The following is a 25,834-nucleotide window of genomic DNA, read 5'->3' as shown; positions in this document are numbered from 1 at the left end:
TGTGTCACGCGTGCGCATGAAGTGCCCTGGCACGGGGTCGAGTTGTACGGAATTGCCTGGACTTGCCGTGGGGTGCGCCGAAGTACGAGGCGAAGTACCCGTGAACTACGCGGTCAACGCGCCGACTTGGGGTCGAAGGCATCCCTGACCGAGTCCCCGAGCAGGTTGAACGCGACGACGAAAATGATCATCGAGACGCCGGGGAAGAACATGTAGGTGAGGTCGTTCTGGAGCACCAGCTCCGTCGACGCCTTGGAGAACATCTGGCCCCAGTCGGGCGTCGGTTCGACGATTCCGACACCGAGGAACGACAGACCCGCTTCGGCCGTCACGAAGTTCGGGAGCAGATACGTGGACTGCACCAGCAGTGGCGTCACCACGTTGGGCAGGATCTCCTTGCCGATGATGCGCCGGGAGGACGCCCCGCTCACCTTGGCCGCCTCGATGAACTCCCGCTCCCGCAGGCTGAGGGTCGTACCCCGCAGGATCCGCCCCAGGCTCATCCAGCCCAGCGCCCACTGGACGGCGATGAGCGCGACCACGCGCACATAGGTCGGCGTCTCGTCCCGCGGGCTGACGAAGAGGGAGACCACGACCGGCATGCTCGCGATGAAGAACAGCTGCGCGGGGATGGCGAGCAGGAAGTCGATCACCCGGCCGATGAAGAAGTCGGCTTTGCCGCCGAGGTATCCCGCCGTGACGCCGAGGAGGATGCCGGTGAGGACCACCGCGACGGTGACCGCGAGAGAGATCATCAACGAGGTGCGGATGCCGTAGATCAGCTTGGTGAAGACGTCGTACCCGTTGCCGGGCTCGAGGCCGAACCAGAAATCACCGCTGATGCCGCCGTTGGGCTGGACCGGCACGCCCGCGCTGTCGAACAACTCGGGGCGCTCGTCCGCGTAGACGGTGTACGGATCCTTGCCGTACAGCTTGGAGATCAGGGGCGCGAGCAGCCCGATCAGGAAGAAGAAGCCCACGACATAAGCGGAGATCACACCGGTGCGGTCCCGCTTGAAGCGGATCCACATCAGCCGGCCGGGAGACCGGCCCTCCACTTGTGCGGTTTGGGACTCCTTCGCCGATTCCTTATCGCCGTCCACGACGACCGATGCCCCGCCGCCCTCGGTCTTGAGAGGACTCGTCATGATGCGTCCAATTCAGGGGTACGCCGAGCCTGCGGCCGCCACAAGGTACGGGGCCGACCACGGCTTGGACCACGCGGATCAGGAAATGACGACTGACTATCGGTCGCGCAGAGCGACAAGTCGCAGGTGAACACGCGTAGTTGGCATTGGCCCCGCCTCCTCGACTCAACCCGTGTACAGACAGGAGGGGTTGACCGTCCGACTCTCCGACACCCCTGACGGAGAGTCACACACCCCACCGTTGCTCGTGAGTCGGTGCACTGCCGCCACAGTGCCTGACCCATTGACCCGAGCTTGCGCCCCACTATCTGCCATGAGCCAGATACCGACCACCGTCTTTAGGTCTCGGTTCGATCACGGCTCACCTGGATGTCATCCAGAATATGGACAAACGTATCCGAGAGAGAAGACCGCGAAACAGACGTATTACACGCCTATCAGTCGGATAGTTTCGTATTCCAGGTAGAGAACCCCGGAGTCCGGAAATCCGTTTACGGGCGTCGATCGGGGCGGCCGTCGCGTACCCGCCCATGCGAAAGCCCGGGTGGCCCCACAAGGGGGCCACCCGGGCTTCGGTGGTAAATAAGTCCGAATCAGCCGTGCTTGGCGCGGCTGGCGGAGCGGGCGCGCTCACGCTGGTCGAGGACGACCTTGCGGATACGGACGGACTCCGGGGTCACCTCGACGCACTCGTCGTCGCGGCAGAACTCCAGGGACTGCTCCAGCGACAGCTTGCGCGGCGGCACGATCGACTCGGCGATGTCGGACGTGGCGGACCGGATGTTGGTGAGCTTCTTCTCCTTGGTGATGTTGACGTCCATGTCGTCGGCGCGGGAGTTCTCGCCGACGATCATGCCCTCGTACACCTCGGTGCCCGGCTCGATGAAGAGCGTGCCGCGCTCCTGGAGATTCGTCATCGCGAACGCCGTGACACTGCCGGAGCGGTCGGCCACCAGCGAGCCGTTGTTACGGGTCTGGAGGTTGCCGAACCAGGGCTCGTGGCCCTCGTGGATGGAGTGGCCGATGCCCGTGCCGCGGGTGTTGGTCAGGAACTCGGTACGGAAGCCGATGAGACCGCGCGAGGGCACCACGAACTCCATGCGGACCCAGCCGGAGCCGTGGTTGGACATGTTGTCCATACGGCCCTTGCGGACGCCCATGAGCTGCGTGACCGCGCCCATGTGCTCCTCGGGCACGTCGACCGTCATGCGCTCGACCGGCTCGTGGACCTTGCCGTCGATCTCCCGGGTGACGACCTGCGGCTTGCCGACGGTCAGCTCGTAGCCCTCGCGGCGCATCTGCTCGACCAGGATGGCCAGCGCCAGCTCACCGCGGCCCTGCACCTCCCAGGCGTCCGGCCGCTCGGTGTCCAGGACCCGCAGCGACACGTTGCCGATCAGCTCGCGGTCGAGGCGGTCCTTGACCTGGCGCGCGGTGACCTTGCGGTCCTTGACCGTGGCCTTGGCGTTGGCGCCCTTGCCGGTGCCACCCCTGCCGACCAGCGGCGAGGTGTTCGTGCCGATCACCATGGAGATCGCGGGCTCGTCGACCGTGATCAGCGGCAGCGCGACCGGGTTCTCCGGGTCGGCCAGGGTCTCGCCGATCATGATCTCGGGGATACCCGCGACGGCGCAGATGTCACCGGGGCCGGCCTTCTCGGCGGGCTTGCGGGTGAGGGCCTCGGTCATCATCAGCTCGCTGATGCGAACGTTGCTGACCGACCCGTCGCGCTTGATCCAGGCGACGGTCTGGCCCTTGCGCAGCTCGCCCTGCTCGACACGGAGCAGCGCGATACGGCCGAGGAAGTTGTCGGCGTCGAGGTTGGTGACGTGCGCCTGGAGCGGCGCGTCCTCGTCGTAGTTCGGGGCCGGGATGTGCTCCAGGATCGTGGAGAAGAACGGCTCCAGGCTGGTGGAGTCGGCCGGGACCGTGCCGTCCTCCGGCTTCGTGAGAGAGGCGATGCCGTCACGGCCGCAGGCGTAGACGATCGGGAACTCGATCTGGTCCTCGTCCGCGTCCAGGTCGAGGAAGAGGTCGTAGGTCTCGTTGACGACCTCGTCGATACGGGAGTCGGGGCGGTCCGTCTTGTTGATGCACAGGATGACGGGCAGCCGCTGCTGGAGCGCCTTGCGCAGCACGAAGCGGGTCTGCGGCAGCGGACCCTCGGATGCGTCGACGAGAAGGACGACACCGTCGACCATCGACAGACCACGCTCGACCTCGCCGCCGAAGTCGGCGTGGCCGGGGGTGTCGATGATGTTGATCGTGATGGGGTCCCCGCCGTCCTTCGGGTGGTACTTCACCGCGGTGTTCTTGGCGAGGATCGTGATGCCCTTCTCACGCTCCAGGTCGTTCGAGTCCATGACGCGGTCGTCGACCTGCTCGAGCTGGTGGGCGGCGAAGGCACCGGCCTGCTTCAGCATGCCGTCGACGATGGTCGTCTTGCCGTGGTCGACGTGGGCGACGATGGCGACGTTGCGGATGTCGTGACGCGTAGCAGTCACTGCCATGTGTGGCGTACTCCCGGAGTGGTGAGGACGGCCCTGCGCGTACGTCCGTGTTACGCGGGACCTGCCGGGCTGGACACGCCACGGCCTCACCCCATGTTACGGGGCCGCCGAGGCATAGGCGCGCCGGGTGGCGTCAGCGCAGCTCAGACCCTGTTCACGGGCCGCCCCGGGGCGCAGACCGCCGCTTCCCCGGTTACGACGAGGGACTCACCGACGGCCGTGCGCCGCGCGCCCCCTTCTTCAGGAAGCCGATGTCCTCGTAGAGCGGCGTCTGGAAGCCGAAGGATCCCACGTTGGCCAGGTTGAGGCGGGTGACCGTGAGCTGGGGACGCTGGAAGAGGGGGATCGAGCCGGCGATGGCCCACAGGCGCGTGTCGGCCTTCCGTACCAGATCCCGCTCCTCGTCCTCGTCCAGGGTGGCGATCGCCTCGTCGAAGAGCTGGTCCACCTGGTCGGTGCCGACCCGCGTGTAGTTCTGCTCGACGCTCAGCGAGCCGTCCGGCCCGGGCACCGGCTTGGCGTAGATCGGCCGGGCGTCGGTGGCGGGGAACGCGGACGCGGGCCATGAGTACAGCGCGAGGTCGTAGTCCCCGGAGGCGATGTGGTCCCGGAAGAAGCTTTCGTCGGGGACCTTGGTGATCTCCGTGCGGATCCCGACCTTCTCCAGCATCCGCGCGATACGGTCGCCGACGGTCCGCAGGGGCTGCGAACCCGGGCCCGACGGCAGCACGAACCGCAGCTGCAGCGGCTTGCCGTCCTTTGCGAGCACCCCGGACGCGGCACCGGCCGGGGCGGCGGTGCCCCTTGGCGCGTACGCCCCCGGCGCCGCGGCGCCGGGGTGCTCCCCCTGGTGCTGCGTGGAAAGGTGCCGGGTGCTCTGTCGGCCGGGCGCCTTGTCGTCCTCACGGACGGTGTGCGTCCCGTCGTCGCCCGAGCCGTCCCCGCTGCTCTCCTTCGTGCCGTCGGCCTTCCCGTCCTCGGCCTTCGTGCCGTCCGCCTTCTTGCCCGGGCTCCCGGCCGACTTCTTCTGCTCCGTGACCGGCCCGCCGGCCACCCAGCCCGCTTCGGTCAGCAACGCCTGCGCCTGAGCAGTGTCCTGGCGGCCGAGAGCGCCGCTGTCGTCCGCGTACGCGGGCTGCCCGGCGAGCGCCAGGTGGCTGCCGAGGGGCGCGAAGGGCAGCCCGAGCGGCTTGAGGACCAGCCCGGCGAGTTCGGTGCGGTCGAGGGCCCGGGCCACGGCCCGGCGTACCCGCTCGTCGGTGAGCGGGCCCTGGGAGCCGTTGAGGGCGAGCTGCGTGTAGGCCGGTTCCAGGGACTTGCGGATCACGAAGCCGTGCAGCGCAGGCTGCCCGGCGCTCTGCGCTGCCGCCCCGCCTCCCGCCCCCGTGCCGCCGGCGGTGGGTTCCTGGGACGGCCCCTCTGACGGCGCCCGAGAGGTTCCCTGGGACGACCCCTGCGTGGGGGTGCTTCCGCCCTTGCCGCGGGTGGCGAACGTGATCCGCTGGGCCTCCTCCGGGTCGACCTCCGCCATGTCGATCTTCCCGTCGGCGAGCGCGCGGGCCCGCTGGTCGCGCGGCACGGCCACGAGCACGATCTCGGAGAGCTTGGCGGGACGGCCCCACCAGCGCGGACTGCGGGTGAGCGTGACCTGGCCGCCCTGGCGGTCGACCTGCTGGACGGCGAAGGGGCCGGCGGTGACCTTCAGGCTCTTCCTCGCCCCGTCGTTGAAGCTGTTCGGGGTGCCCGTGACGTCCTTCGGGTACAGCGGCGAGAACAGCGACTTCCAGTCGGCGTACGGCTTGCCGAAGGTGACCTTGACCTCGAGGTTGCCCGCACCGCGCTCGACCTTCTCGATGCGGTCGTAGCCGGCGTTGCGGGCCGTCCAGTACGCGTGGTCCTTGCCGGAGAGGGCGCGCCACTGGGCGGCGAAGTCGGAGGCGTCGATCTTGCGGCCGTCGCTCCACGCCGCCTGCTGGTTGAGCCGGTAGACGACGACCTGCCTGGGCTCGGTCGAGACGACCTTGGCCGACTCCAGGAAGTCGGGGTTGCGCTGCGGTCGGCCGTTCGCGTCGAGCCGGAACATCGACGGCAGGACGGCGCCGGCGATGCGCGCGGTGGCGGCGTCGGCGTCGGTCTGGAAGGTGTTCAGGGTCTCCGGCACGCTGTCGACGGCCCAGCGGAGCGTGCCGCCGTCCGTGATGAGGGCGCGGGCGGCCGGGGCGATGTCCTGCGCGGCGGCCGGCTTGCTCTCCCTCTCCTCGTCCGCGCTGCAGGCGGCGAGCGCGGTCACCGCGAGGGCTCCCGCGGTGAGGAACGTGGCCGAGCGCAGCACCGCGCCCCGTCCGACACCGTCGTGGGACATCACGTCTACCTCCGGGGAGCCGCTCTGCGAATGAGTGGGCGTTATGCTCAGGTTTGTAACTATTTAGAGCTGATCAGATGTATGGGCCCACTGAAGAGGAAAGGGTTCAGCAGGGAGCAGCGACACGGCGGCGAGGTATACAAAGCCCACTCTCACGGCGCAACCGGGAACGGCGCTACGGGCCGGGGCGCACGCCCGTCAGGGACGTGCACCTCCGTATGCCTGTACCCATCCGTCCCACCACCGGAGGCAAATCCGTGCACATCCCTTCACACTGGGTGGTGTGACGCGCAACACTCGCAGGCGCATGAACGTTGCCGCCTTGGGCCTGAACGACCCCTGGAAGTGAGGTCACGTCGTGTCCGAGTATGACGAACTGACGTCAATTCAACGGTGCCTCGACGACCTGTACCGGTCGGTGGGGCGCCTAGAACAGCAGATGGGCAGCGGTGGGCTGGAGATACGCCGCGTCCGCACCGACGCCGACCACCTGCGCGAGAGCCTGGCGCTGCTGCGCGAGACGGCCGGCACCTCCGCGCCACAGCGGCGGCCTGAACTCGTGACGATTTCCGACACTCCGTACGACACCACCCTGTGGACGGACTCGGACGACGAGGGTCTCGGCGCCCGCGACCGGCACGCCCCCTGACTCACCGCGGAGTAGGCCGCCGGGAAGGCGGCTGAGCCGCCCCGGAGGCGCGAACCGGACCCCACAACAGAAGAGGCGAACCGAGCCCCGAAGAGAAGGTGCGTCCCAAGTTGGCCACTGGTACGGAACCACATCCGAACAGCGGCGGCGTACGGACCGGTACGCGCGCCGCGATCGCCGCCCCGCATCTGCGCACCGACCGCTGGTGGCTGGCCCCGGCCGCCACCGCGGCCGGACTACTGGCCTTCGTCGTGTACTCGACCTGGCGCGCCTTCGCTGACGCGCGCTACTACGCGGCGCCCTACGTCTCGCCGTTCTACTCGCCCTGCCTGGCGGAGCGGTGTCACACCATGCACGCGGGGCCCAACGCCCCCGTCTTCGGCAGCTGGTGGGGCATCTCCCCGGCGATCATCATCCTGATCTTCCCGCTCGGCTTCCGGCTGACCTGCTACTACTACCGCAAGGCGTACTACCGCGGCTTCTGGCTGTCTCCCCCGGCCTGCGCGGTGCCGGAGCCGCACCGGAAGTACACCGGCGAGACCCGTCTCCCGCTGATCCTGCAGAACGTCCACCGGTACTTCTTCTACGCGGCACTCCTGGTGGCGGGCGTCCTCACCTACGACACCGTGCTCGCCTTCCGCGACGAGAACTACCGCTGGGGCCATATGGGGCTCGGCACCGTGGTCTTCCTGGTGAACATCCTGCTGATCTGGGCGTACACCCTCTCCTGCCACTCCTGCCGGCACATCGTCGGCGGCAGGCTCAAGCACTTCTCCAGGCACCCCGTGCGCTACCGGGCATGGGGGGTCGTCAGTCGGCTGAACGACCGCCACATGCAGCTGGCCTGGGCGTCCCTGGTGAGCGTGGCGCTCGCCGACTTCTATGTGTTCCTGCTGGCGTCCGGCGCCTTCACCGATCCGCGCTTCTTCTGATGAGTGAGGCCTTCTGATGTCCATGGTCGACCGGCAGGAGTGGGACGTGGTCGTGGTCGGCGCCGGCGGTGCCGGTCTGCGGGCCGCCATCGAGGCGCGTGAGCGCGGCGCGCGTACGGCCGTGATCTGCAAGTCGCTGTTCGGCAAGGCACACACGGTGATGGCCGAGGGCGGCATCGCCGCGGCGATGGGCAACGCCAACCCGCACGACAACTGGCAGGTGCACTTCCGCGACACCATGCGGGGCGGGAAGTTCCTCAACCAGTGGCGGATGGCGGAGCTGCACGCGCGCGAGGCACCGGACCGGGTCTGGGAGCTGGAGACCTGGGGGGCCCTCTTCGACCGTACGAAGGACGGGCGCATCTCGCAGCGCAACTTCGGCGGTCATGAGTACCCGCGCCTCGCGCACGTCGGCGACCGGACCGGCCTGGAGCTGATCCGCACGCTCCAGCAGAAGATCGTCGCCCTGCAGCAGGAGGACAAGAAGGAGACCGGCGACTACGAGTCCCGGCTGAAGGTCTTCCAGGAGTGCACGGTCACCCGGGTACTGAAGGACGGCGCGAGGGTCTCGGGGGTCTTCGCGTACGAGCGCGAGTCCGGGCGCTTCTTCGTCCTCGAAGCGCCCGCCGTCGTGATCGCGACGGGCGGGATCGGCAAGTCCTTCAAGGTGACGTCGAACTCGTGGGAGTACACGGGTGACGGACACGCGCTGGCCCTGCTCACCGGGGCCGAGCTGCTGAACATGGAGTTCGTGCAGTTCCATCCGACAGGCATGGTCTGGCCGCCGTCGGTGAAGGGCATCCTCGTCACCGAGTCGGTGCGCGGGGACGGCGGGGTGCTGCGCAACTCCGACGGCAAGCGGTTCATGTTCGACTACATCCCCGACGTCTTCAAGGAGAAGTACGCGGAGTCGGAGGAGGAGGGCGACCGCTGGTACGACGACCCCGACCACAACCGGCGCCCGCCCGAACTGCTCCCCCGTGACGAGGTCGCGCGCGCCATCAACGCGGAGGTGAAGGCGGGCCGCGGCTCGCCGCACGGCGGGGTCTTCCTGGATGTGTCGACGCGTATGCCGGCCGAGGTCATCCGGCGCCGGCTGCCGTCGATGTACCACCAGTTCAAGGAGCTGGCGGACGTCGACATCACCGCCGAGGCGATGGAGGTCGGACCGACCTGCCACTACGTGATGGGCGGTATCGCGGTCGACTCCGACACGGCGGCGGCCCGCGGCGTGCCGGGGCTGTACGCCGCGGGAGAGGTCGCCGGCGGTATGCACGGCTCCAACCGGCTGGGCGGCAACTCGTTGTCCGACCTGCTGGTGTTCGGGCGGCGGGCAGGGCTTCACGCGGCCCAGTACGCGACCGGGTCGGCAACGCGCCCGCGGGTGGACGACGCCCAGGTGGACTCGGCGGCGGCGGAGGCCCTGCGTCCGTTCTCGGCCGAGGGCCCGGCGCCCAGCGAGGGGGAGATCCGCCCGCCGGAGAACCCGTACACCCTCCACCAGGAACTCCAGCAGACGATGAACGACCTGGTCGGCATCATCCGCCGGGAGTCGGAGATGGAGCAGGCGCTCAAGAAGCTGGCGGAGCTGCGGGGGCGGGCGCGCAGGGCAGGCGTCGAGGGGCACCGCCAGTTCAATCCGGGCTGGCACCTCGCCCTGGACCTGCGCAACATGCTGCTGGTCAGCGAGTGCGTGGCGCGGGCCGCGCTGGAGCGCACGGAGTCGCGCGGCGGGCACACCCGCGAGGACTTCCCGACGATGGACCGCACATGGCGCCGGATCAACCTGCTGTGCCGGCTCACCGACCCCACGGGCGGGCTGGCGGCGACCGATCCGGTCCGCGGCCAGATCACCCTTTCCCGTGAGACCACCGAACCCATCCGCCCCGACCTGCTCGCCCTCTTCGAGAAGGAGGAGCTGGTCAAGTACCTCGCCGAAGAGGAGCTGTGCGAATGAGCGGCTACGAGGCCCGCTTCAAGGTGTGGCGGGGCGATGCGGGGGGCGGCGGCCTGGAGGACTTCAAGGTCGAGGTCAACGAGGGCGAGGTGGTACTGGACATCATCCACCGCCTCCAGGCCACCCAGGCGCCCGACCTCGCGGTGCGCTGGAACTGCAAGGCGGGCAAGTGCGGTTCGTGCTCCGCGGAGATCAACGGTCGGCCGCGGCTGATGTGCATGACGCGGATGTCGGTGTTCGACCGGGACGAGACGATCACGGTGACACCGCTGCGCGCCTTCCCGGTGATCCGCGACCTGGTGACCGACGTGGGCTTCAACTACCAAAAGGCGCGCGAGATCCCGGCCTTCGTGCCCCCCGCCGGACTGGGCCCCGGCGAGTACCGCATGCAGCAGGAGGACGTGGACCGGCCACAGGAGTTCCGCAAGTGCATCGAGTGCTTCCTGTGCCAGGACACCTGCCATGTCGTCCGTGACCACGAGGACAACAAGCAGGCGTTCGCCGGTCCGCGCTTCCTGATGCGGGTGGCGGAACTGGACATGCACCCCCTGGACGCGGCGTCGGACACGGGCTTGGACCGCAGTCGCACGGCCCAGGACGAACACGGCCTCGGCTACTGCAACATCACCAAGTGCTGCACCGAGGTGTGCCCCGAGGGCATCAAGATCACGGACAACGCGCTGATCCCGCTGAAGGAACGCGCGGTCGACCGCAAGTACGACCCGCTGGTGTGGCTGGGGTCGAAGATCAGGAGGCGTCCGTCAGGAGGCTGAGCGTCCGCCCGGTGTTGCACTCGGCGATCGCGCGCATCGCCCCCGGCTCCGGGAAGTCGCCCTCAGGCGGAGGGGACCCGCCACGAGAGAGAGGTGCATAGCCAGGCGGTACAGACGCAGACGGCCTTCGTCCAGGCCCTCGGTGCGCAGGGCGTCGTAGTGCGGGCCGAAGCGAAGCTGAAGGAATACGTGTTCCCACTCGGCGTCGAAGTACATCAGGCCCTCGATGTCGATCAGCGCCGGTCGGCCGTCCGCGTCCACCAGCACGTGGTCCGGGCCCAGTTCGCCGTGGACAAGGCCGTGGCGGGCGCGGGAACGGACGGCCTCGGCGAGTGCGCGCACCCGCTCGTCGAGCCGCCCCGCACGGCCGCGATTCGGGGCTCTCTCGCCGCGGCCTCCTCGATGTCCCGCAGCGCCCGACGGATGGCCAGTGCCCCGACGGGGGCGCATCCGGTCGCGGGTCTGGGGCATCGGTCATACGCTCCCGAATGTGACGCCGCCCTCTCCTCGACGTGGGCCGCGCCGGGCCGCCGCATGCAGCGCCGCACTGCTGGTGCCGATGGGCGTGGTGGGACCCGCGGGCGGGACGTCCAGCGCCGACCTCGTGCTGCCGCTGGTGGCCGTGGTGACCGCCGTGGCCGTGGCCGCGTACGCGTTGGTGCGGCGCAGGCTGCGCGCGACGATGCGCACGACGCCCGGCGGTCGCATGCCGACCGTCGTACCGCTGGACGAACTCGACCAACGAACCCGGCACTCGCTCGTCGAGACCGACGACTGTGTCCGGACGAGCCGGGAAGAACTCGGGTACGCCACCGCGCAGTGCGGCGAGGAGGCGGTACGGGTGCCTGCGGAGGCAGTGGAGTTCGCCGCGGCGGAGCTGGCCGCCGCGTTCCGGACGCGGCACCGGCTCGACGACGGGGCGGGCCCGGCGCGGGCGCTGCTGGAGGAGATCGTCGCGCGGTGCGGGGTGGCCGGGCGGTGCCTGGACGAGGAGGCGGCCGGCTTCGACCGGGCACGGGCGCTGGAGCGGACCGCGCGGGAGGCACTGGGGTATGCCGAGGCGCGGTTCAGGGGGCTGGCGGGGCGGGTTGCGGAGGCGGACGGCCTGCTCGCCGGGCTGCGCGAGCGGTATGCCCTGTCCGCCTATCTGCCCGTGGCGGGCCATGACGAACGTGCCAAGGACCGGCTGGTGTTCGCCACAGTCTGTCTCAACGGGGCGCACCGGGCCCTGGACCGGGGCGAGACGGAGAACGCGGTCGCCCGTCTGCGGGCGGCCGAGGCCGCCGTCGACCAGGCGGCGGTGCTGGTCGACGGCATCGCTCGGCTCGCGACGGACCTGGCCACCGCGACGGAGAAACTGCCCACCGCTCTGACCGACACGGTCAGAGACCTGGCCGAGGCCCGCGAACTCCTGCGCACGGAAAGCACCCGAGCGGATCTGCGGGGCCGGATCGCGTACGGGGAGTCGACGGTGGAGGCGATCCGAAGGGAGCCGGCCGGCAAGGGGGCAGGTGAGGGCGGGAGCCGGTGCGATCCGGTCGGGGCGCTGCGGCAGATCGAGCAGGTGTCGGCCGGGCTGGACCGGGCCCTGCGGCGCACGCCGGGCGGGTCGCGGGCCCTCGCCCGGCTCGACCGGGCGCTGCTGACCGCACGCAGTACGGTCACCGCTGCGGCGGACCATGTGACGACGCATCGCGGAGCGGTCGGCGCCGAGGCGAGGACGCGGCTCGCGGAGGCGGAGCTACGGCTCGCGGAGGCGGAGAACACGGACCGGCCGCCCGTACCGGCCCCGTCCGCCGCTCTCGCCGACGCCCGCGAGGCCGACACGCTCGGCCGGCAGGCCCGGCAACTGGCGGAGCGGGACGTCCGGGCGTACGGGACGCCGTACGGCGAGGGACTGGAGACGGGCGGCGCCGTACTCGGCGGGATCCTGCTCGGCGCCCGCCCCCGGCAGGGGGCCGGCGGCCCCGCGAGCTACGGCGGACCGGGCACGCGGGGGCGAAGGAACGCCGGTGAGCTGTTCCGGGCGGCCCGGCCCCCGTCCGCTCAGGAACCGCCTAGAACAGGCTCAGCAGCGCCTCCGCCGGATCCATGACGCCGCTGTCGCCGTCCGGGATCGGCAGTTCGAACCACACCGTCTTGCCGCGCGGTGTGCGGCGCGAGCCCCAGGCCGCGGAGAGCAGGCCGACCAGTTGCAGCCCGCGGCCCCCTTCGTCGGTGTCCCGGGCGCGGCGGCGGCGCGGCTGGACCAGGCCCGCGTCCCACACCTCGCACACCAGCGTCCGGTCGAGCAGCAACCGCAGCCGTATCTCGCCCTCCCCGTACCGCAGGGCATTGGTCACCAGCTCGCTGACCAGCAACTCCGCCGTGTCCACCAGCGGCTCCAGGTCCCAGGTGAGCAGCCGGCGGCGTGCGTACTCGCGGGCCCGGCCGACACTGCGCGGCTCGCGCGGCAGCGTCCAGTCGCCGACGGACTCGGCCGGCAGGCCCTGTACGCGTGCCATGAGCAGCGCGATGTCGTCCTCGCCGTGGTGGGTGTCGAGGGTGTTGAGGACGTGGTCGCAGACGTCTTCGAGGGGCCTGCCGGCATCGGTGAGCGCTCCTACGAACGCCTGCAGGCCCTCGTCCAGCGGATGATCGCGGGATTCGACGAGCCCGTCCGTGTAGAGCGCGAGCAGCGCGCCCTCCGGCAGTTCGACCTCCACCTCCTCGAAGGGCTCGCCACCCACGCCCAGCGGCATCCCGGGCGGCACGTCCAGCATCAGCGCGGGCTCGCCCGGCTCGACGAGCACCGGCGGCAGATGGCCCGCGTTGGCGAAGGTGCAGTGGCGCGTCACTGGGTCGTAGACGGCGTACACACAGGTCGCGAGGTACACCTCGGACAGGTCCGCGTCGCGCGGCTGGCGGGCCGTGCGCGTGGCCTGCCGGACGCCTGTGCCGGGGCCGAAAGCCTGGGAGGGTCCTCCGGGCGCGCCGAGGCCGCGCGCGATCTCGTCCAGCGCGGAGAGCACCTCCGCGGGTTCGAGGTCGAGCAGTGCCAAGGTGCGTACGGCTGTGCGGAGTTCACCCATCGCCACGGCGGCGCGCAGGCCGCGTCCCATGACATCACCGACGACCAACGCGGTGCGATGGCCCGGCAGTTCGATGACGTCGAACCAGTCGCCGCCGACCTCGGTCGCCGCGTTGCCCGGCAGATAGCGGCAGGCGATGTCGAGACCGGAGGCCTCCGGGTCGCCCGGCGGCAGCAGGGAGCGTTGCAGGATCAGCGCCCGTTCGTGCTCGCGGCGGTACAGCCGCGCGTTGTCGATGCAGACGGCGGCGCGTGCGGCCAGTTCCACGGCGAGCGCGCGGTCACGTTCGCCGAACGGCTCGCTGCCCTTCGTACGGGAGAACTGGGCGAGGCCGACCACGGTGTCGTGGGCGACCATGGGGACCGCGAGCGTGGACTGGATCAGGCCGCCTTCCTCGGCGGGGATGTGCCGGGGGCGCGCGGTGCGCAGGGCGTCCGCACAGGGCGAGTTGAAAGCGTAGTGGTGGACGGAGCCGACGGCGACGGGCGCGGGACCGCCGGCGAAGGGCGCGCCCGAGACCGCGCTGGAGTACGCGACGCGGCGCAGTTCGGCGCTTCCGTCGGCCCGGCCCGGCGGGGTCTCGTCGCCGGCCAGGAGCCCCTGGTAGAGGTCGACGGTGGCGAGGTCGCAGAAGCCGGGCACGACCACGTCGAGGAGCTCGCGTGCGGTGGTCTCCAGGTCGAGGGAGTTGCCTATGCGGGCGCCGGCCTCGTTGAGGAGGGCGAGGTTGCGGCGTGCGGCGGCGGCCTCGCGGGCGGCGGCGCGGCGGCCGGTGATGTCGGTTCCGAGCCAGGCGACGCCGAGGGTGCGGCCGCTGCCACTGCGGACTCGGTAGAGGTTGACGGACCAGTGCTTGCGCTCGTCGGAGCCGGGGGCGAAGCCCGTGACGTGCATGTCCGTGATCGAGTTGCCGGTCTCCAGGACGCGCCGCAGGGTCGCGGCGACGCGGTCGGCCTCCGGCGACTGCAGGTAGTCGTGGACACGGCGGCCGCGGTGGTCGTCGGGGGTGCCGCCGAAGACGGAGGCGAACCGCTGGTTGGCACGCCGTACCCGCAGCTCGGTGTCGATCAGCAGGAACCCGAAGGGGGATTGGCCGAATATCGCCTGCGAGGCGGCGAGGTCGGTCTCGATGCGGCGGAGCGTGTGGACGTCCACAACGATGCACACGGCGGCCCGGTCGCCGTCCTCCGTGGCGGTGGGCATCACATAGACCTCGGCGAGCCCCTCCGTCCCGTCCGCATCGGGCATCCGGAAGGGGACGATGCCGGTCCACTCCCGGCCGTCGAGGATCTCGGCCATCTTGCGCTGGCCGCGCTCGCGCAGGTCGGGAGCGATGAACGCCTCGATGGGGTCCATACCGACGGCCCGCTCGGCGGGAACGCCGAACAACTGCTGGGCCCGCATGCTCCACTGGTCGACAAGCCCGTCGGGGCCGATGGAGAAGGAGGCGACCTTGATGTAGTCGTACATGGAGCCGGGCGGGCTCACCTGCCAGATCGTGCCGTTCAACGGGTCGCGTGATTCGGCAGCCGCGGTGGATTCGACCGCGGCCTCAGCCCTCGCGCCGCCCGACGGGTCCTCGGACTCCGTGGCCTTCGCTGGTATCTCGCTCACGCGAACCGTCCCCTCCAGCTCACCGCGTCCGGCACCGGTCACCGAGGGCGGCTGCCCGCAGTATCCAGCACTAAGGCGCCACATCACATGGTGTTCACGATCACAGCATGGTCCCGATGGTTTTTGGACCGGACGCGCCATACTTCCAGTCTTCTAACCAGGCGATGCCCCCTCGAATCAAAGTCTGCCGCCACCGCCCCTGGCGTGATCCGTTCGGTCACCGTGCGCCCCGGGTACCGCACCCCGCGCCGGTGCAGCTCCGCCGTGCGTTGCGGGCGTGGTCAGCCGGGGACCGCCAGTTCGAACCAGACCGTCTTGCCGGAGTCCGCGGGCCGGGTGCCCCAGCGGCGCGAGGAGTGGGCGACCAGCTGGAGCCCGCGGCCGTTCTCGTCGTCGACATGGGCGGTGCGCTTGCGGGGCGGGTCGGGAAGAGGGTCGGAGACCTCGACGCGCAGGGTGGCGGCGGAATCGGCGGGGCGTACGAGGCGGACACCGATGGGGCCCGTGGCATGCCGAAGGGCATTGGTCACCAGCTCGCTGACCAGCAGCGCGGTGACATCGCCTAGCGGGTCGAGGCCCCAGGTGCGCAGTTGACCCCGGACTACGGCGCGAGCGGTCCGTACGGCACCCGGGTCAGCGGGGAACGTCCACTCGGCGCTTTCGCCTTCGGTCTCGAGCACGCCGATCACTTCCCAGACCAGAAGCCCACCCATGTCCGGTTTCGTGGGGTTAATAGGCCCATACCCGATATAGGAGGCGCCTTACCGCACACTTGGGCGCACTATGGCACGAACGGCGTACGGCGCACCAGCCCCTGAAACCTCGCATGCCTCCGGAGCCTCAGGCCTCACTTTCCCGGCCGCTCCACACCCCCGGGAACCGACGGGGCAAAGGCGCTCGATCAGGAAGAAGCGCCATCGGGAAGGGGGCGGACGCGCCGCCACTCGGCCAGGACGGCTTCGACTGCCGCCACGTCCTGATCGAGCCAGTCCACGTCCCAGATCTCATCGGGGGTCAGCCAGCGCAGTTCGTCGTGGTCCTCCAGGGGCTCGGGGGCGCCGGCGAGAAGACGCGCGGTCCACACCCGCAGGACGTACCCCGGCTTCAGGGGCCACTCCCCCGGTACGCGCCCGACCGGCTCCGCCGTCACGCCCAGTTCCTCGCGCAGCTCGCGCACAAGCGCGTGTTCGGCGCTCTCACCGGACTCCACCTTGCCGCCGGGCAGTTCCCAGCGCCCGGCGAGCTCGGGGGGCGCGCTGCGGCGGGCGGCCAGGAGGCGGCCCCGGCTCAGCAGGGCGGCTCCCACCACCACGATCGATTGCGTCATGCGCCGGAGCCTACGGGAGCGCGCGGCGGTTCACCTGCCCGGGGCGAAGGCCCTCACTTGCCGCCGTTCCGCCCGATGCGCTCCACCCAGTAGAGCTGTTTGTGACCTCGGTCGTCGAGGCTGTCCACGATCTTCTGGGCCTCGGCGCGGGTCGCGTATCTGCCCACGCGATAGCAGTTGCCGTTGTCGTCCTGCCGTATGACGAGCCAGGGAAGAGTGACCGTGCTGTCGTTCATCGCGCCTCTCCACTTCCCGTCCCCAGCCCCCGTCGCGCCCCGCCCACCAAGGAAACCGCACTGCGCATATGCCCGAGCCTACGCCCAACCTTCACGCAGCGAATACGGCTTTTTACAAAGAGGCACGCAACCAGCCACGATCAAGGGGGCGCACGCAGTCGAACGCGCCACCTGCCGCACTTCCGACGCACCCCCGGCGCACGCCAAGCAGCACGAAGCGCCTCCCGCACACCGCAGGGAGGAACGACCGAATTGCAACTGCGGCCCGGGCGACCGCCTTGGGTCACCCGGAGCCGCTCAACCGCGGCACATAGAAGGCGACTTGAGATCGGAGCCGCTCGCCGCGGCTCTCCTGGGGTCTGGGAGGGGGAGGGCGGCCCGTCGCATCGCGTCACCGGCGGCGAACCGGGCGCGCTCCACCGGCGACCGGCCCACCACCTCGCCGACAGGCGATGCGGCTACTTCACCGGCAGGTGGTACGCCACCCGGAACCGATCCGCCGGCACCACCACGTCCGCCGTCTCCACCGGGCGGCCCGAGGCGTAGTACGTCCGCTGAATGGCCAGCACCACATGGCCGGGGACGCCGCCCAGCGCCATCAGCTCCTCCGCGAGGCCGGGGCGGGCGCCGACCTCCTCCGTGACGTTGTCCACGATCACGTCGATGGCGGCCATGCGCTCGACGACGCCCATGCCACCGAGCGGCCCCTCCTCGGGGAGCATCACGGGGGTGCGGCCGGTCAGGGCGAGCGGCTCCCAGGACGTGGAGAGCATCATCGCCTCGCCCGCGTCCCGGAACACATACTTCGTGCGCATCACGCGGTCGCCCGGCTGGATGGCGAGCCGCTCGGCGATGGCGCCGCTCGCCGCGGTCTGCTCGCTGTGCGACTCCCAGGTGCCGCGCGCGGAGGCCTCCGCCTGCTCCTGACGGAAGGGGGTGGCGCCACCCTCCGGCCGGAACCCGGAGCGGGCGATCCGCCGCGGCACCGGCCGCTCCCGGACATACGTGCCCGATCCCGAGCGGCCCTCGACGAGCCCCTCGGCCATCAGCACCTTGCGGGCCTCCAGGGCCACCGTGTCCGAGACGCCGTACTCCTCGCGGATGCGGGCCTGGGACGGGAGACGGGTGTGCGGTGGCAGCAGTCCGTCGGCGATCTTCTTACGGAGATCACCCGCGACACGCAGATACGCCGGCTGCTCACCGAAAGTCACTGGCCGCTCCCATCAGTCTGTACAGACAGCAACAGACTGGCAACCGTGGGTTGTTCCGCGCAAGTAAAGGCCAGGGAATCACTCGATGTGATGACCTTTGCTTGCCGAGGGCTTTACGCAGGCGGTTTCTCCCCGTTATGGCAGCGGTTACACCCGCTCTCCGGTCTCCGCACCCCCGCCGGAGCCTCCGTTGCCCTCGGCGTCGTGTGACGGCGGGGTCGTGGCCAGGCCCAGAGCCTTGCGGGCGGTGACCGCCGCGCGGCCCTCGAGGAGGGTGGCACCCCGGTCGCAGTGGGTATAGAAGGCATCGATGTCGGTGGCGTCCGCCGCCTTCCGCCACTCGTCGCGCGCCTGCTCCAGTGCCTCGATCTGAGCGGCGACGGGCTGCCCCGCCCCGTCCTGCCATGTGCGGGCGCGCAACTGCCGGGTCTGGTCGGCCAGCGCGGTGGAGACCCGCGCCGCCCACTTCCGGTGACCGGGCAGGTCGTCCTCGACGCTCTCGGTGTCGGGGGCGGTGCTCAGGGCGTCGTAGAGCACGGTGTCCGCTTGCAGGTAGGTGAGCTGGTCCCCGGTGAGGGTGGTGGCGTCGCGGCGCAGCGAGCCGGTGAGGGTGCCCTTCTCGTCGGTGTTGCCGAACATGCAGGTGACCTCGCGGTCGCCGAAGCGCCAGCTGTCGCGGGTGGGCGTGAAGTAGTAGACGTCGACGTCGTCCGGGACCGCCCAGAAGTCCATGGCGTACGCGCTCTGGAGCGCGTAGCACTTCTCGTCGGCGACCTTGCTGATCGCGTCGTCGCCGGGGTAACGGCCGGAGGGCAGCCGGAACTCGGCGAAGACCTCGGCCTGGTGCTTGCCGGAGCAGGACACCTTGTCGACGTCGTACGCCTCGCCCGCCAGCGAGCCGCCGGGCGCGTCGAAGCACTCGCCCTTCTTCAGGGAGAACGCCACGCCGCCGCGCGCGCCGTCCTGGACCCCTTGCCAGAAGTCGTGCGCGCCGCCCGTCGCGAAGAACGCCGCCAGCAACGCGAGCCCGATCGTGGACATCACGATGCCGCCGACCGCGAGCCCCCGGCCGCGCTCGCCGCGCTTTTTGATCTGCGCGAGCGCGATCAGCCCGAGGACCAGCCCGATGGCGGGCAGGAAGCACAGGATTCCGAGGACGAGCGCGGCGATCGCGAGCCCGTTGTACGGCGCCGGGCGGTTGTACGGGGAGTACCCCTGACCCCAGGGTTGGTACGGGAGCCCGTTCCCGTACTGCTGCTGGTAGGGGCCTTGCGGGTACGGGCCTCCGGGCTGCTGGGGCCCGGAGGGCGGGGGTATGGACACGGGTGCCGTGCTCCTCGTCCGGAAAGCGCAGAACTGTTGTACGAATCGCATGGTAGGGGCGGACCAGCCGGAGACGGAATGCGGGGCACGATGAAGGAGGCGGTCGGCGGGCCGACGGTCGGGGTGTCGCGGAAGGCGACCATGGTGCGCGCGGGGATAACGGACCGAACACGGACACCACGCGACGACATGACACATCATCACCAGTAGAAGGCCGGAACACCTACCCTGCTCACATGACACTTTTGCCGGACTGCTTCTGCCCGGTGGACGGTACGCGGGTGTCCTCCAGGTCGCTCGCCTGGTGCTGCCCCGTCTGCGGCGGCCCGCTGGACCTGGACTTCTCACCCACTCCCGCCCCCCTCAAGTCGCTTGCGGGGCGCGTGAATTCGCTGTGGCGTTACGCGGAGACGCTGCCCCTGTCCGGCCCCTCGGTCAGCCTCGGTGAGGGCCGTACACCGCTCGTGGAGCTGGCGGACGGCATCTCGGCCAAGCTGGACTTCCTGATGCCGACGCTCTCCTTCAAGGACCGGGGCGCGGTACTGCTGGCCGAACTGGCGCTGCGGCTGAAGCCACGCCAGGTCGTCGCCGACAGCAGCGGCAACGCGGGCACGTCGATCGCCGCGTACTGCGCGCGGGCCGCACTGCCGTGCACGGTGTACGTCCCGCGGGGCACGTCACCGAAGAAGTTGGAGCAGATCGGAGCGCACGGGGCGCGGCTGCACGTGGTCGACGGCGACCGCGAGGCTGCGGCACGGGCCGCCCGCGAGGCGGCGAACGAGCCGGACGTGTTCTACGCGTCGCATGTCTTCAACCCGTACTTCCTGCACGGCACGAAGACATACGTCCACGAACTGTGGGAGGACCTCGGCGGACGCCTCCCGGAAGTGCTCGTGCTGCCCGTCGGCAACGGGACACTGCTGCTGGGCGCGGCGCTCGCCGTCGCCGAGCTGTACGCGGCGGGTCTGATCGAGCGCCGGCCCGCGCTGTACGCGGTCCAGGCGGCAGCCGTCGCGCCGCTGGCGCACGCCTGGGAGGAGGGTGCGGACGACCTGGCGGACGTCACCCCCATGGCGCCCACCGCCGCCGAGGGCATTGCGATCCCCCGCCCGCCCCGGGCCCGCCAGATCCTGCGCGCGGTACGGGACTCGGGTGGCACCTTCCTGACGGTGACCGAGGACCAGATCCGTCACGCCCAGCTGGACCTGGCCTCCCGGGGCCTGTACGTGGAGTCGACGGGGGTGGCGTGCTGGGCGGCGGTACGGAAAGGGGCGCCGGGGAAACTCCCCCTCTCCCGGCTTCGCTCGAGTGGGGGCACCCCCATCGCGGTGGTGCCGTTGTGCGGGGCGGGCCTGAAGTCGGGGCTGGCCGGCACGGCGCAGTCGGGCGAGTGAGGGCGAGGCGGGGCCAGGACCCCGCCTCGCCGTCCCTTGGGCCCAAGGGACGGCGACGCCCGCAAGGCGGTCGGCGCGAGCGACGGCACGCGACTCGCGTCGGCCCGATCACACCCTCACAATTGCTTACTGGCGCAAGCTTGAAAGTATTCGTGATACCTGTACTCAGTACCGCCGAGCGCAGGGGGACCACACCGTGGAGTGGACGAAGCAGCGGCTCGAAGAGCCGGCGGTGCATGACGTCCCGGCGTCCGACCGGCGCCCCTCGCGACGTCGACTCCCGGTCAGTTCACGACTACGCAAACCAGCATGCGTATGCCGGCCGAGCAGGTGGGTCCGCCACGGACCGGACCGCGCCGCTCGGCCAGGATGGAGGGCCCCGGTGCCGCAGGAGCGATTTCCGTCAACGGGCAGCACGAACCTGCGGATAGGAGCCGCGGTGGCCCGGATCGAGGGCCTCTACGCGGCCCTGCGCGTCACCGGGCCGGGGGCCCGCCGGAATCGGCTCATGACCGAACTCGAGGACGCCGCCCGGCGGTTGGCCGTCGTGACCGGAGCGGCGGCCAAGGGCCGCCGAGCACCCGTGCCGCATTCGCGGCGCGGGCGCCGTCGCGCCCTGGCGGCCCGCGGGGCCGCCTGGATCATCGCGCGCGCCGATCGCGGAGCCGCATCGACCGATCCAGCCGCACGCGGGCATGCAGGACCCGGCCACGGGCCGTCCGCCCGGTAGCGGGACCCCGGTGCCGTACGCATGGCACCCGGGCAGGCTGCCGCCCCATACAAGCCGTCTCCCTTATGGGGTCCGCGCATATGCCTTCTCCTCGCGGGCCTTGCCTAACGTGTGCGCGGCGCGGAACAGCGTCGCGACAGCGTGGACAAGGGGGGACGGGACATGCGGTACAGACGAGGCAGTGCAGGCCGGTGGCGGCTGCCGATCGCCCTCCTGATGGCGGTGGTGGCCGGGCTGCCGGTCGCCGGCGGCACCGCGTCCGCCGCCGAGCCGCCCTCCTACCTCACCCTCGAGGCGAGCTACGGGTCTGCCGCCGTCACCAACGGCTGGGAGAGCGCGGAGCGTTATCTCGACACCACGACCGGTTTCCGCACCGAGGGCTACCCACCGGACGGCCGCGGCGACCAGGACGGCAAGCGCGTGACGTACTTCGGCGGCGTCTCCCGCCCGTACTCCGGCCGCTTCCTGCTCTACTCGGCCCCCGGCTGGAACACCAGCACCCACACCACGCCGGTCCTTCTCGTCCACGGCGCGAACGACAACGCCGACCGCGCCTGGGCCAATCCGGGTGAGACGGGCGGCTACGGCTGCGGCGCGCTGTCCTGCCCGTCCACCGGGCTGATGCAGTATCTGTCCTCGCGCGGCTACCGGGTCTTCGCCGTCGGCTTCGCGCACAAGCAGGGCGACAACCTGATGCAGGCGCAGATCGTCGGTGACGCGATCGCCGCCATCAAGGCAAAGCTGGGCGTCGGCAAGGTCGACCTGGTCGGCTGGAGCAAGGGCGAGATGTCGGCCCGCGCGTATGTCTCGTCACTGAAGCCGAGTTGGGGACGGGCGTACGCCGGTGACGTGCGCAAGCTGATCACCGTCGGCGGCCCGAACGGCGGCTACGACTACCCGTACGCGCACGGCTGGGCGCACGACTTCTCCATCTGGCCCGAGTGCGGAGGAACGGTCAACGCCCCCTCCCCGCACGCGCGCATGACGTGTTACGGCCTGTACACCGCGCACCCCGAGTTCTCGATGACCCCCTCCGGCGGCTACGACAACTACCCCGGCCAGCGCCAGATGCTGGCCCGCTGGGACGGGGTGTACGGAGTCGACGGCGCCGCGCAGGACTGGTACACGACGTACCACGGCGGCCAGGGTTTCTACACCGCGGGCAGCGGCATCCAGGCCGCCATCGACGCCGGATCGCTGATCACGCCGCTGCACAACGCCGGCGTACCCGCCTCGGTCACCGCGTATCTGCTGGCCGGCGGATCCCCGGACGTCGTCGGCATCTTCAACGAGAACCGCGGCCCCAGCGACGGTGTCGTCTTCACCGCGAGCGCGCTCGACACCACCGGGATCCCCACGGTCGGCGGCACCGCCACCATCGCCGGCGCCAACCATCTCGAGCTGGGATGGAACACCTCGTCCGCCGCCCAGATCGCCACCTGGCTCTCGTAAAGGAACCGCACCATGACAGCGAGCAGCATCCGCACCCGCCGCGTGCCCACCGATCGTCTCACCGTCCAGATCTGCGAGGTCCGCGACGAAGGGGAACCGGTCGTCTTCGTCCACGGCAACGTCTCCTCCTCCGCCTTCTGGGACACCGCCCTGTCCCTCCTCCCGGACCGCTACCGCCCCATCGCACCGGACCTGCGCGGCTTCGGCGGCACCGACCCGCTGCCCGTCGACGCGACGCGGGGCCTGCGTGACCATGCCGACGACCTCGCCTCGCTGCTGGCGGCGCTCGGGGTCGACCGGGCTCACCTGGTGGGCTGGTCCATGGGCGGGGGCGTGATCATGCAGTACCTGTGCGACCACCCGGCCGCGGTGCGCTCCCTGACCCTCGTCAACCCGGTCTCCCCGTACGGCTTCGGCGGTACGCATGGGGTGGACGGAACCCTCAACTCGAAGGACGGGGCGGGCTCGGGCGGCGGCACGGTCAACCCGGAGTTCGTCGCGCGGCTCACCAAGGGCGACCGCGGTGAGGACTCCCCGTTCTCACCCCGTTCCGTCCTGGCGAGCACCTACGTCAAGCCCCCGCACCGCCCCGAGCACGAGGACACGTACGTCGAGTCCATGCTCACCACGCGTATCGGCGATGACCACTACCCTGGCGACAGTGTGGCGTCGACGGCCTGGCCGGGCGTCGCCCCCGGCACCCGTGGGGTCCTCAACTCCCTTTCCCCGCTCCATTTCCGCATCGACGAACTGCATCTGATCGACCCCAAGCCGCCGGTGCTGTGGATCCGCGGCGAGGACGACGTGATCGTCTCGGACACCTCGATGTTCGACCTGGCACACCTGGGCTCGATGGGCGCGCTGCCGGGCTGGGACGGTACCCCGGCCCAGCCGATGGTGGCGCAGACACGCCACGTCCTGAACCGTTACGCGGAGGCGGGCGGCCTGGTACGGGAGGTCGCCGTGCCGGGCGCCGGACACGCGGTGCACCTGGAACGCCCCGACGAGTTCGGCGCGGCGCTGCGGGGGATTCTGTCGGCGTGACGGTCTGAACCACTGTGCAGGGCGCCGTCCGCGGCAGTCTGTCCGCGGACGGCGAGGCGCCGTTCCTGCGCATCCCTTACGCCGCACCACCGTTCGGGCCCCGTCCGCCCCAGGCTCTCCCGGACACGATGCACCGGGCGTTGGTCGCACACCGAGAGCACGCTCCCCCACTCTCGGCTTCTCCCCCACTCTCGACTCCGCTCGAGCGGGGGGACCCCCAGAGCGGGAGGTGCCCCCACGACGCCGCTCCTCAACGGGCAAACGCTGCCTGACGCGGCACTAGTGACTCAACCCGATCTCCGCCTGATAGCGTCTACTTGCCTGTAGATGTTCACGCCTCGGACGCCTCCCCTTCACCAAGGTGTCCGCCTTGTGCCGCTGCGCGTTTCCCGGGGCGTGCCCGCACTTGAACCACGGCTCGGAGTTCCACTTGATGACTTCCTCCTCGACCGCGCTCGACGGCGCGTCCATAGACGGCGGTCTGTACACCGACGTCACCGACCTGGCCCGCCACACCCACTGGCTCAACGAGCCGGTGTCGGCCTACACCACTTACGGCATGGGCCTGTTCGCGGTCCTGCTGCTGGTCGCATGGTGGCGCGCCCGCCGTCAGGGGGGCACGGTCATGGCCGCCGTCCTGTCCATACCGTTCGCCGTCGTGCTCGCATATGTCGTCAACAGCGGGATCAAGAACGTCTTCGAGGAGCCCCGCCCCTGCCGCGCCCTCCCCCATGCCTTCCTCGTCGAGGCCTGCCCTCCGGTGGACGACTACGCCTTCCCCAGCAACCACACCACCGTGGCCTTCGCGTTCACCGCGGCGCTCTTCCTGGTCGACCGGCGGCTGGGGGCGGTCTCGCTGCTGGCGGCCGTGGCGATGGGAGCCTCGCGCGTCTACGTCGGCGCCCACTACCCCCACGATGTCGCGGTCGGCGCCCTGGTGGGAACCGTCGTCGCCCTTGTGGTCGTTCTGGTGGGGCGCCGTCTGTGCGCACCCCTGGTGGAGCGGCTGCGCGGCGGGGCGCTGCGTCCGCTGCTCGCCGCCTAGTCGGCCTCGCCACCCGTTCGGCGCCCACCGGACACCGTCCGTGACCGGGCTGTCGTGGCGAGATCCGAGGCGTAACCTGGGCCAGGGTGCATCGCATCCTGGCCCGATGTGACCGCTGAGAGCGCGAGGAGGTGAGCGGGATGGATCCCTGCAGTAGTAGTCCCAGCTCCCATTCCGTAGCACCCGAGGCGCCCGGCGGCGGGCACCACTCCGTCTGACGGCCTGCCTCGGCTGGATACGCCGGGCGGCGATCGCACGCGCGCCGCCGACTCGCCCCGGGTGCCGATCAGGCGGAGGTCCGCCATGACGATCAACATCACGCTGCCCCGCATCCCTGTTCTCACGGTGGCCGAGCACGGTCTGCGTCTGCTGCTGCCGGTCGCCCTGCCGGCGATCCTCGTGGCCGTGGCCGACGCCTACGGTGTCGGGCTGCTGGTGCGCATCCTGGAGATCGGCTTCAAGATCGCCCGGTCGACCGCGCACGACTGACCGACCGACGGCACGACCCCCTGGAGGCGGAAATGTACGACCGACGGCGGGAGGAAGCGCGCCTCGCGGTGCGCCAGGCGGTACAACGGCTGACCGAGGACGCGGCCGCCCTGACGGCGGCGTCCGCGGAGGCCCGCGAGATCGGGTTGACGACGCGCGCGGAGGATCTGCGGCGCGCCGTCCTCACCGCCTGGTGTGCCGGCGTGGCGCGCGGCGACCTTGCCCAGGACGCCCGTGTGGAGATCGGTGTGATCGACGACTGGGTGGTCCGGACATCCCCCCTCGGCTCATGACCGTGTAAAGAGTCCTCCAATAAGTTGCGTGATCACGCAAGCGTAGGGCTACACTTTGTGGGATTTGAAGAGGCACCTCGTTCGGTGAGGCGTCTTCACGGACACAGGCCACTGACCCCACGACGTCGAGAGACGCCCAGGGTCAGGACAGGTCTCCCCGACCTAAGGGGTGACCCCAAGTGGCTTCCCTCGCAAGGGGATTACGCCGTGGAGTGCCAAAGCTCTGACGAGTTGGGGTGAGCCGGTCGCTCGTGCGGGCCGGTCCGCTCCTTGC

The 25,834-nt window shown here is 70.5% G+C and carries 22 protein-coding genes and 1 riboswitch; of the genes, 12 read left to right on the top strand and 10 right to left on the bottom strand.

Annotated elements, in window-relative coordinates:
* Positions 1-113: 113 nt before the first annotated feature.
* The 3 genes from BIV24_RS25690 to BIV24_RS25680 all read right to left on the bottom strand — a co-directional run bounded on the left by BIV24_RS25690 (position 114) and on the right by BIV24_RS25680 (position 6,020).
* Positions 114-1,148, bottom strand: a complete 1,035-nt coding sequence (locus BIV24_RS25690; RefSeq protein WP_071368820.1) for an ABC transporter permease — start codon at positions 1,146-1,148, stop codon at positions 114-116.
* A 593-nt stretch (positions 1,149-1,741) separates the two neighbouring features.
* Entirely contained in the window at positions 1,742-3,658 is a 1,917-nt protein-coding gene (gene typA, locus BIV24_RS25685; protein WP_071368819.1) for a translational GTPase TypA, read from the bottom strand.
* Positions 3,659-3,851: 193 nt separating this feature from the next.
* Complete coding sequence (locus tag BIV24_RS25680) at positions 3,852-6,020, bottom strand: ABC transporter family substrate-binding protein (RefSeq protein WP_071368818.1); 2,169 nt, start codon at positions 6,018-6,020, stop codon at positions 3,852-3,854.
* 358 nt (positions 6,021-6,378) lie between these two features.
* On the opposite strand from BIV24_RS25680, the gene BIV24_RS25675 reads away from it, so the two are divergent.
* From BIV24_RS25675 to BIV24_RS25660, 4 genes are all read left to right on the top strand, one after another.
* Positions 6,379-6,669: a hypothetical protein gene (locus BIV24_RS25675; protein WP_071368817.1), complete on the top strand. Its 291-nt coding sequence runs from the start codon at positions 6,379-6,381 to the stop codon at positions 6,667-6,669.
* Positions 6,670-6,779: 110 nt separating this feature from the next.
* Complete coding sequence (locus BIV24_RS25670; RefSeq protein ID WP_071368816.1) at positions 6,780-7,601, top strand: hypothetical protein; 822 nt, start codon at positions 6,780-6,782, stop codon at positions 7,599-7,601.
* Positions 7,602-7,617: 16 nt separating this feature from the next.
* Positions 7,618-9,558, top strand: coding sequence for a fumarate reductase/succinate dehydrogenase flavoprotein subunit (locus BIV24_RS25665; RefSeq protein ID WP_071368815.1), 1,941 nt, complete (start codon positions 7,618-7,620; stop codon positions 9,556-9,558).
* Positions 9,555-10,331, top strand: coding sequence for a succinate dehydrogenase/fumarate reductase iron-sulfur subunit (locus BIV24_RS25660; protein WP_071368814.1), 777 nt, complete (start codon positions 9,555-9,557; stop codon positions 10,329-10,331). The genes BIV24_RS25665 and BIV24_RS25660 overlap by 4 nt, the downstream gene beginning before the upstream one ends.
* On the opposite strand, the gene BIV24_RS32510 is transcribed toward BIV24_RS25660, so the two are convergent.
* A complete protein-coding gene (locus BIV24_RS32510; protein WP_425442593.1) occupies positions 10,320-10,802 on the bottom strand; it encodes a phosphotransferase in 483 nt (160 codons plus the stop codon). The two genes, BIV24_RS25660 and BIV24_RS32510, sit on opposite strands and share 12 nt — an antisense overlap.
* Positions 10,803-10,821: 19 nt before the next feature.
* Between BIV24_RS32510 and BIV24_RS25650 the strand changes: the two genes are divergently transcribed.
* Entirely contained in the window at positions 10,822-12,426 is a 1,605-nt protein-coding gene (locus BIV24_RS25650; protein WP_177198817.1) for a TPM domain-containing protein, read from the top strand.
* Here the strand turns inward: BIV24_RS25650 and BIV24_RS25645 are convergent.
* From BIV24_RS25645 to BIV24_RS25620, 6 genes are all read right to left on the bottom strand, one after another.
* Entirely contained in the window at positions 12,389-15,016 is a 2,628-nt protein-coding gene (locus BIV24_RS25645; protein WP_071368811.1) for a SpoIIE family protein phosphatase, read from the bottom strand. The genes BIV24_RS25650 and BIV24_RS25645 overlap by 38 nt on opposite strands.
* A 281-nt stretch (positions 15,017-15,297) precedes the next feature.
* Positions 15,298-15,729, bottom strand: coding sequence for an ATP-binding protein (locus tag BIV24_RS25640; RefSeq protein ID WP_071368810.1), 432 nt, complete (start codon positions 15,727-15,729; stop codon positions 15,298-15,300).
* A gap of 188 nt (positions 15,730-15,917) precedes the next feature.
* Positions 15,918-16,343, bottom strand: a complete 426-nt coding sequence (locus BIV24_RS25635; RefSeq protein WP_071368809.1) for a (deoxy)nucleoside triphosphate pyrophosphohydrolase — start codon at positions 16,341-16,343, stop codon at positions 15,918-15,920.
* A gap of 53 nt (positions 16,344-16,396) precedes the next feature.
* On the bottom strand, positions 16,397-16,579 hold the full coding sequence (locus BIV24_RS25630; protein WP_071368808.1) for a hypothetical protein: 183 nt from the start codon (positions 16,577-16,579) through the stop codon (positions 16,397-16,399).
* Between the two features lie 458 nt (positions 16,580-17,037).
* On the bottom strand, positions 17,038-17,790 hold the full coding sequence (locus BIV24_RS25625) for a GntR family transcriptional regulator (RefSeq protein ID WP_071368807.1): 753 nt from the start codon (positions 17,788-17,790) through the stop codon (positions 17,038-17,040).
* Between the two features lie 147 nt (positions 17,791-17,937).
* The gene (locus BIV24_RS25620; protein WP_071368806.1) at positions 17,938-19,113 is read right to left on the bottom strand and encodes a DUF4190 domain-containing protein; all 1,176 of its coding nucleotides are present in this window, start codon (positions 19,111-19,113) and stop codon (positions 17,938-17,940) included.
* A 236-nt stretch (positions 19,114-19,349) separates the two neighbouring features.
* On the opposite strand from BIV24_RS25620, the gene BIV24_RS25615 reads away from it, so the two are divergent.
* The 7 genes from BIV24_RS25615 to BIV24_RS25585 all read left to right on the top strand — a co-directional run bounded on the left by BIV24_RS25615 (position 19,350) and on the right by BIV24_RS25585 (position 25,560).
* Positions 19,350-20,507, top strand: coding sequence for a threonine synthase (locus BIV24_RS25615; protein ID WP_071368805.1), 1,158 nt, complete (start codon positions 19,350-19,352; stop codon positions 20,505-20,507).
* 439 nt (positions 20,508-20,946) lie between these two features.
* Complete coding sequence (locus BIV24_RS25610; protein WP_071368804.1) at positions 20,947-21,237, top strand: hypothetical protein; 291 nt, start codon at positions 20,947-20,949, stop codon at positions 21,235-21,237.
* Positions 21,238-21,399: 162 nt separating this feature from the next.
* The gene (locus BIV24_RS25605) at positions 21,400-22,689 is read left to right on the top strand and encodes an esterase/lipase family protein (protein WP_071368844.1); all 1,290 of its coding nucleotides are present in this window, start codon (positions 21,400-21,402) and stop codon (positions 22,687-22,689) included.
* A gap of 12 nt (positions 22,690-22,701) precedes the next feature.
* Entirely contained in the window at positions 22,702-23,733 is a 1,032-nt protein-coding gene (locus BIV24_RS25600; protein WP_071368803.1) for an alpha/beta fold hydrolase, read from the top strand.
* A 433-nt stretch (positions 23,734-24,166) separates the two neighbouring features.
* Entirely contained in the window at positions 24,167-24,778 is a 612-nt protein-coding gene (locus BIV24_RS25595; protein WP_071368802.1) for a phosphatase PAP2 family protein, read from the top strand.
* 303 nt (positions 24,779-25,081) lie between these two features.
* Positions 25,082-25,267, top strand: coding sequence for a hypothetical protein (locus tag BIV24_RS25590; RefSeq protein ID WP_071368801.1), 186 nt, complete (start codon positions 25,082-25,084; stop codon positions 25,265-25,267).
* A gap of 32 nt (positions 25,268-25,299) precedes the next feature.
* Positions 25,300-25,560: a hypothetical protein gene (locus BIV24_RS25585; RefSeq protein WP_071368800.1), complete on the top strand. Its 261-nt coding sequence runs from the start codon at positions 25,300-25,302 to the stop codon at positions 25,558-25,560.
* Between the two features lie 69 nt (positions 25,561-25,629).
* Positions 25,630-25,803: riboswitch (M-box (ykoK) riboswitch) on the top strand.
* Positions 25,804-25,834 lie beyond the last annotated feature (31 nt).

This window comes from Streptomyces colonosanans (genome assembly GCF_001866645.1).
GTDB lineage: Bacteria > Actinomycetota > Actinomycetes > Streptomycetales > Streptomycetaceae > Streptomyces > Streptomyces colonosanans.
This window is presented reverse-complemented; position numbering and strand designations above follow the sequence as displayed.

Excerpts from the sequence above, each read along its gene's own strand:
- BIV24_RS25690 (WP_071368820.1), bottom strand. The coding sequence starts at position 1,148 with ATGACGAGTCCTCTCAAGACCGAGGGCGGCGGGGCATCGGTCGTCGTG.
- typA (WP_071368819.1), bottom strand. The coding sequence starts at position 3,658 with ATGGCAGTGACTGCTACGCGTCACGACATCCGCAACGTCGCCATCGTC.
- BIV24_RS25680 (WP_071368818.1), bottom strand. The coding sequence starts at position 6,020 with ATGTCCCACGACGGTGTCGGACGGGGCGCGGTGCTGCGCTCGGCCACG.
- BIV24_RS25665 (WP_071368815.1), top strand. The coding sequence starts at position 7,618 with ATGTCCATGGTCGACCGGCAGGAGTGGGACGTGGTCGTGGTCGGCGCC.
- BIV24_RS25660 (WP_071368814.1), top strand. The coding sequence starts at position 9,555 with ATGAGCGGCTACGAGGCCCGCTTCAAGGTGTGGCGGGGCGATGCGGGG.
- BIV24_RS32510 (WP_425442593.1), bottom strand. The coding sequence starts at position 10,802 with ATGCCCCAGACCCGCGACCGGATGCGCCCCCGTCGGGGCACTGGCCAT.
- BIV24_RS25640 (WP_071368810.1), bottom strand. The coding sequence starts at position 15,729 with ATGGGTGGGCTTCTGGTCTGGGAAGTGATCGGCGTGCTCGAGACCGAA.
- BIV24_RS25635 (WP_071368809.1), bottom strand. The coding sequence starts at position 16,343 with ATGACGCAATCGATCGTGGTGGTGGGAGCCGCCCTGCTGAGCCGGGGC.
- BIV24_RS25630 (WP_071368808.1), bottom strand. The coding sequence starts at position 16,579 with ATGAACGACAGCACGGTCACTCTTCCCTGGCTCGTCATACGGCAGGAC.
- BIV24_RS25615 (WP_071368805.1), top strand. The coding sequence starts at position 19,350 with ATGACACTTTTGCCGGACTGCTTCTGCCCGGTGGACGGTACGCGGGTG.
- BIV24_RS25605 (WP_071368844.1), top strand. The coding sequence starts at position 21,400 with ATGCGGTACAGACGAGGCAGTGCAGGCCGGTGGCGGCTGCCGATCGCC.
- BIV24_RS25600 (WP_071368803.1), top strand. The coding sequence starts at position 22,702 with ATGACAGCGAGCAGCATCCGCACCCGCCGCGTGCCCACCGATCGTCTC.
- BIV24_RS25595 (WP_071368802.1), top strand. The coding sequence starts at position 24,167 with ATGACTTCCTCCTCGACCGCGCTCGACGGCGCGTCCATAGACGGCGGT.
- BIV24_RS25590 (WP_071368801.1), top strand. The coding sequence starts at position 25,082 with ATGACGATCAACATCACGCTGCCCCGCATCCCTGTTCTCACGGTGGCC.
- BIV24_RS25585 (WP_071368800.1), top strand. The coding sequence starts at position 25,300 with ATGTACGACCGACGGCGGGAGGAAGCGCGCCTCGCGGTGCGCCAGGCG.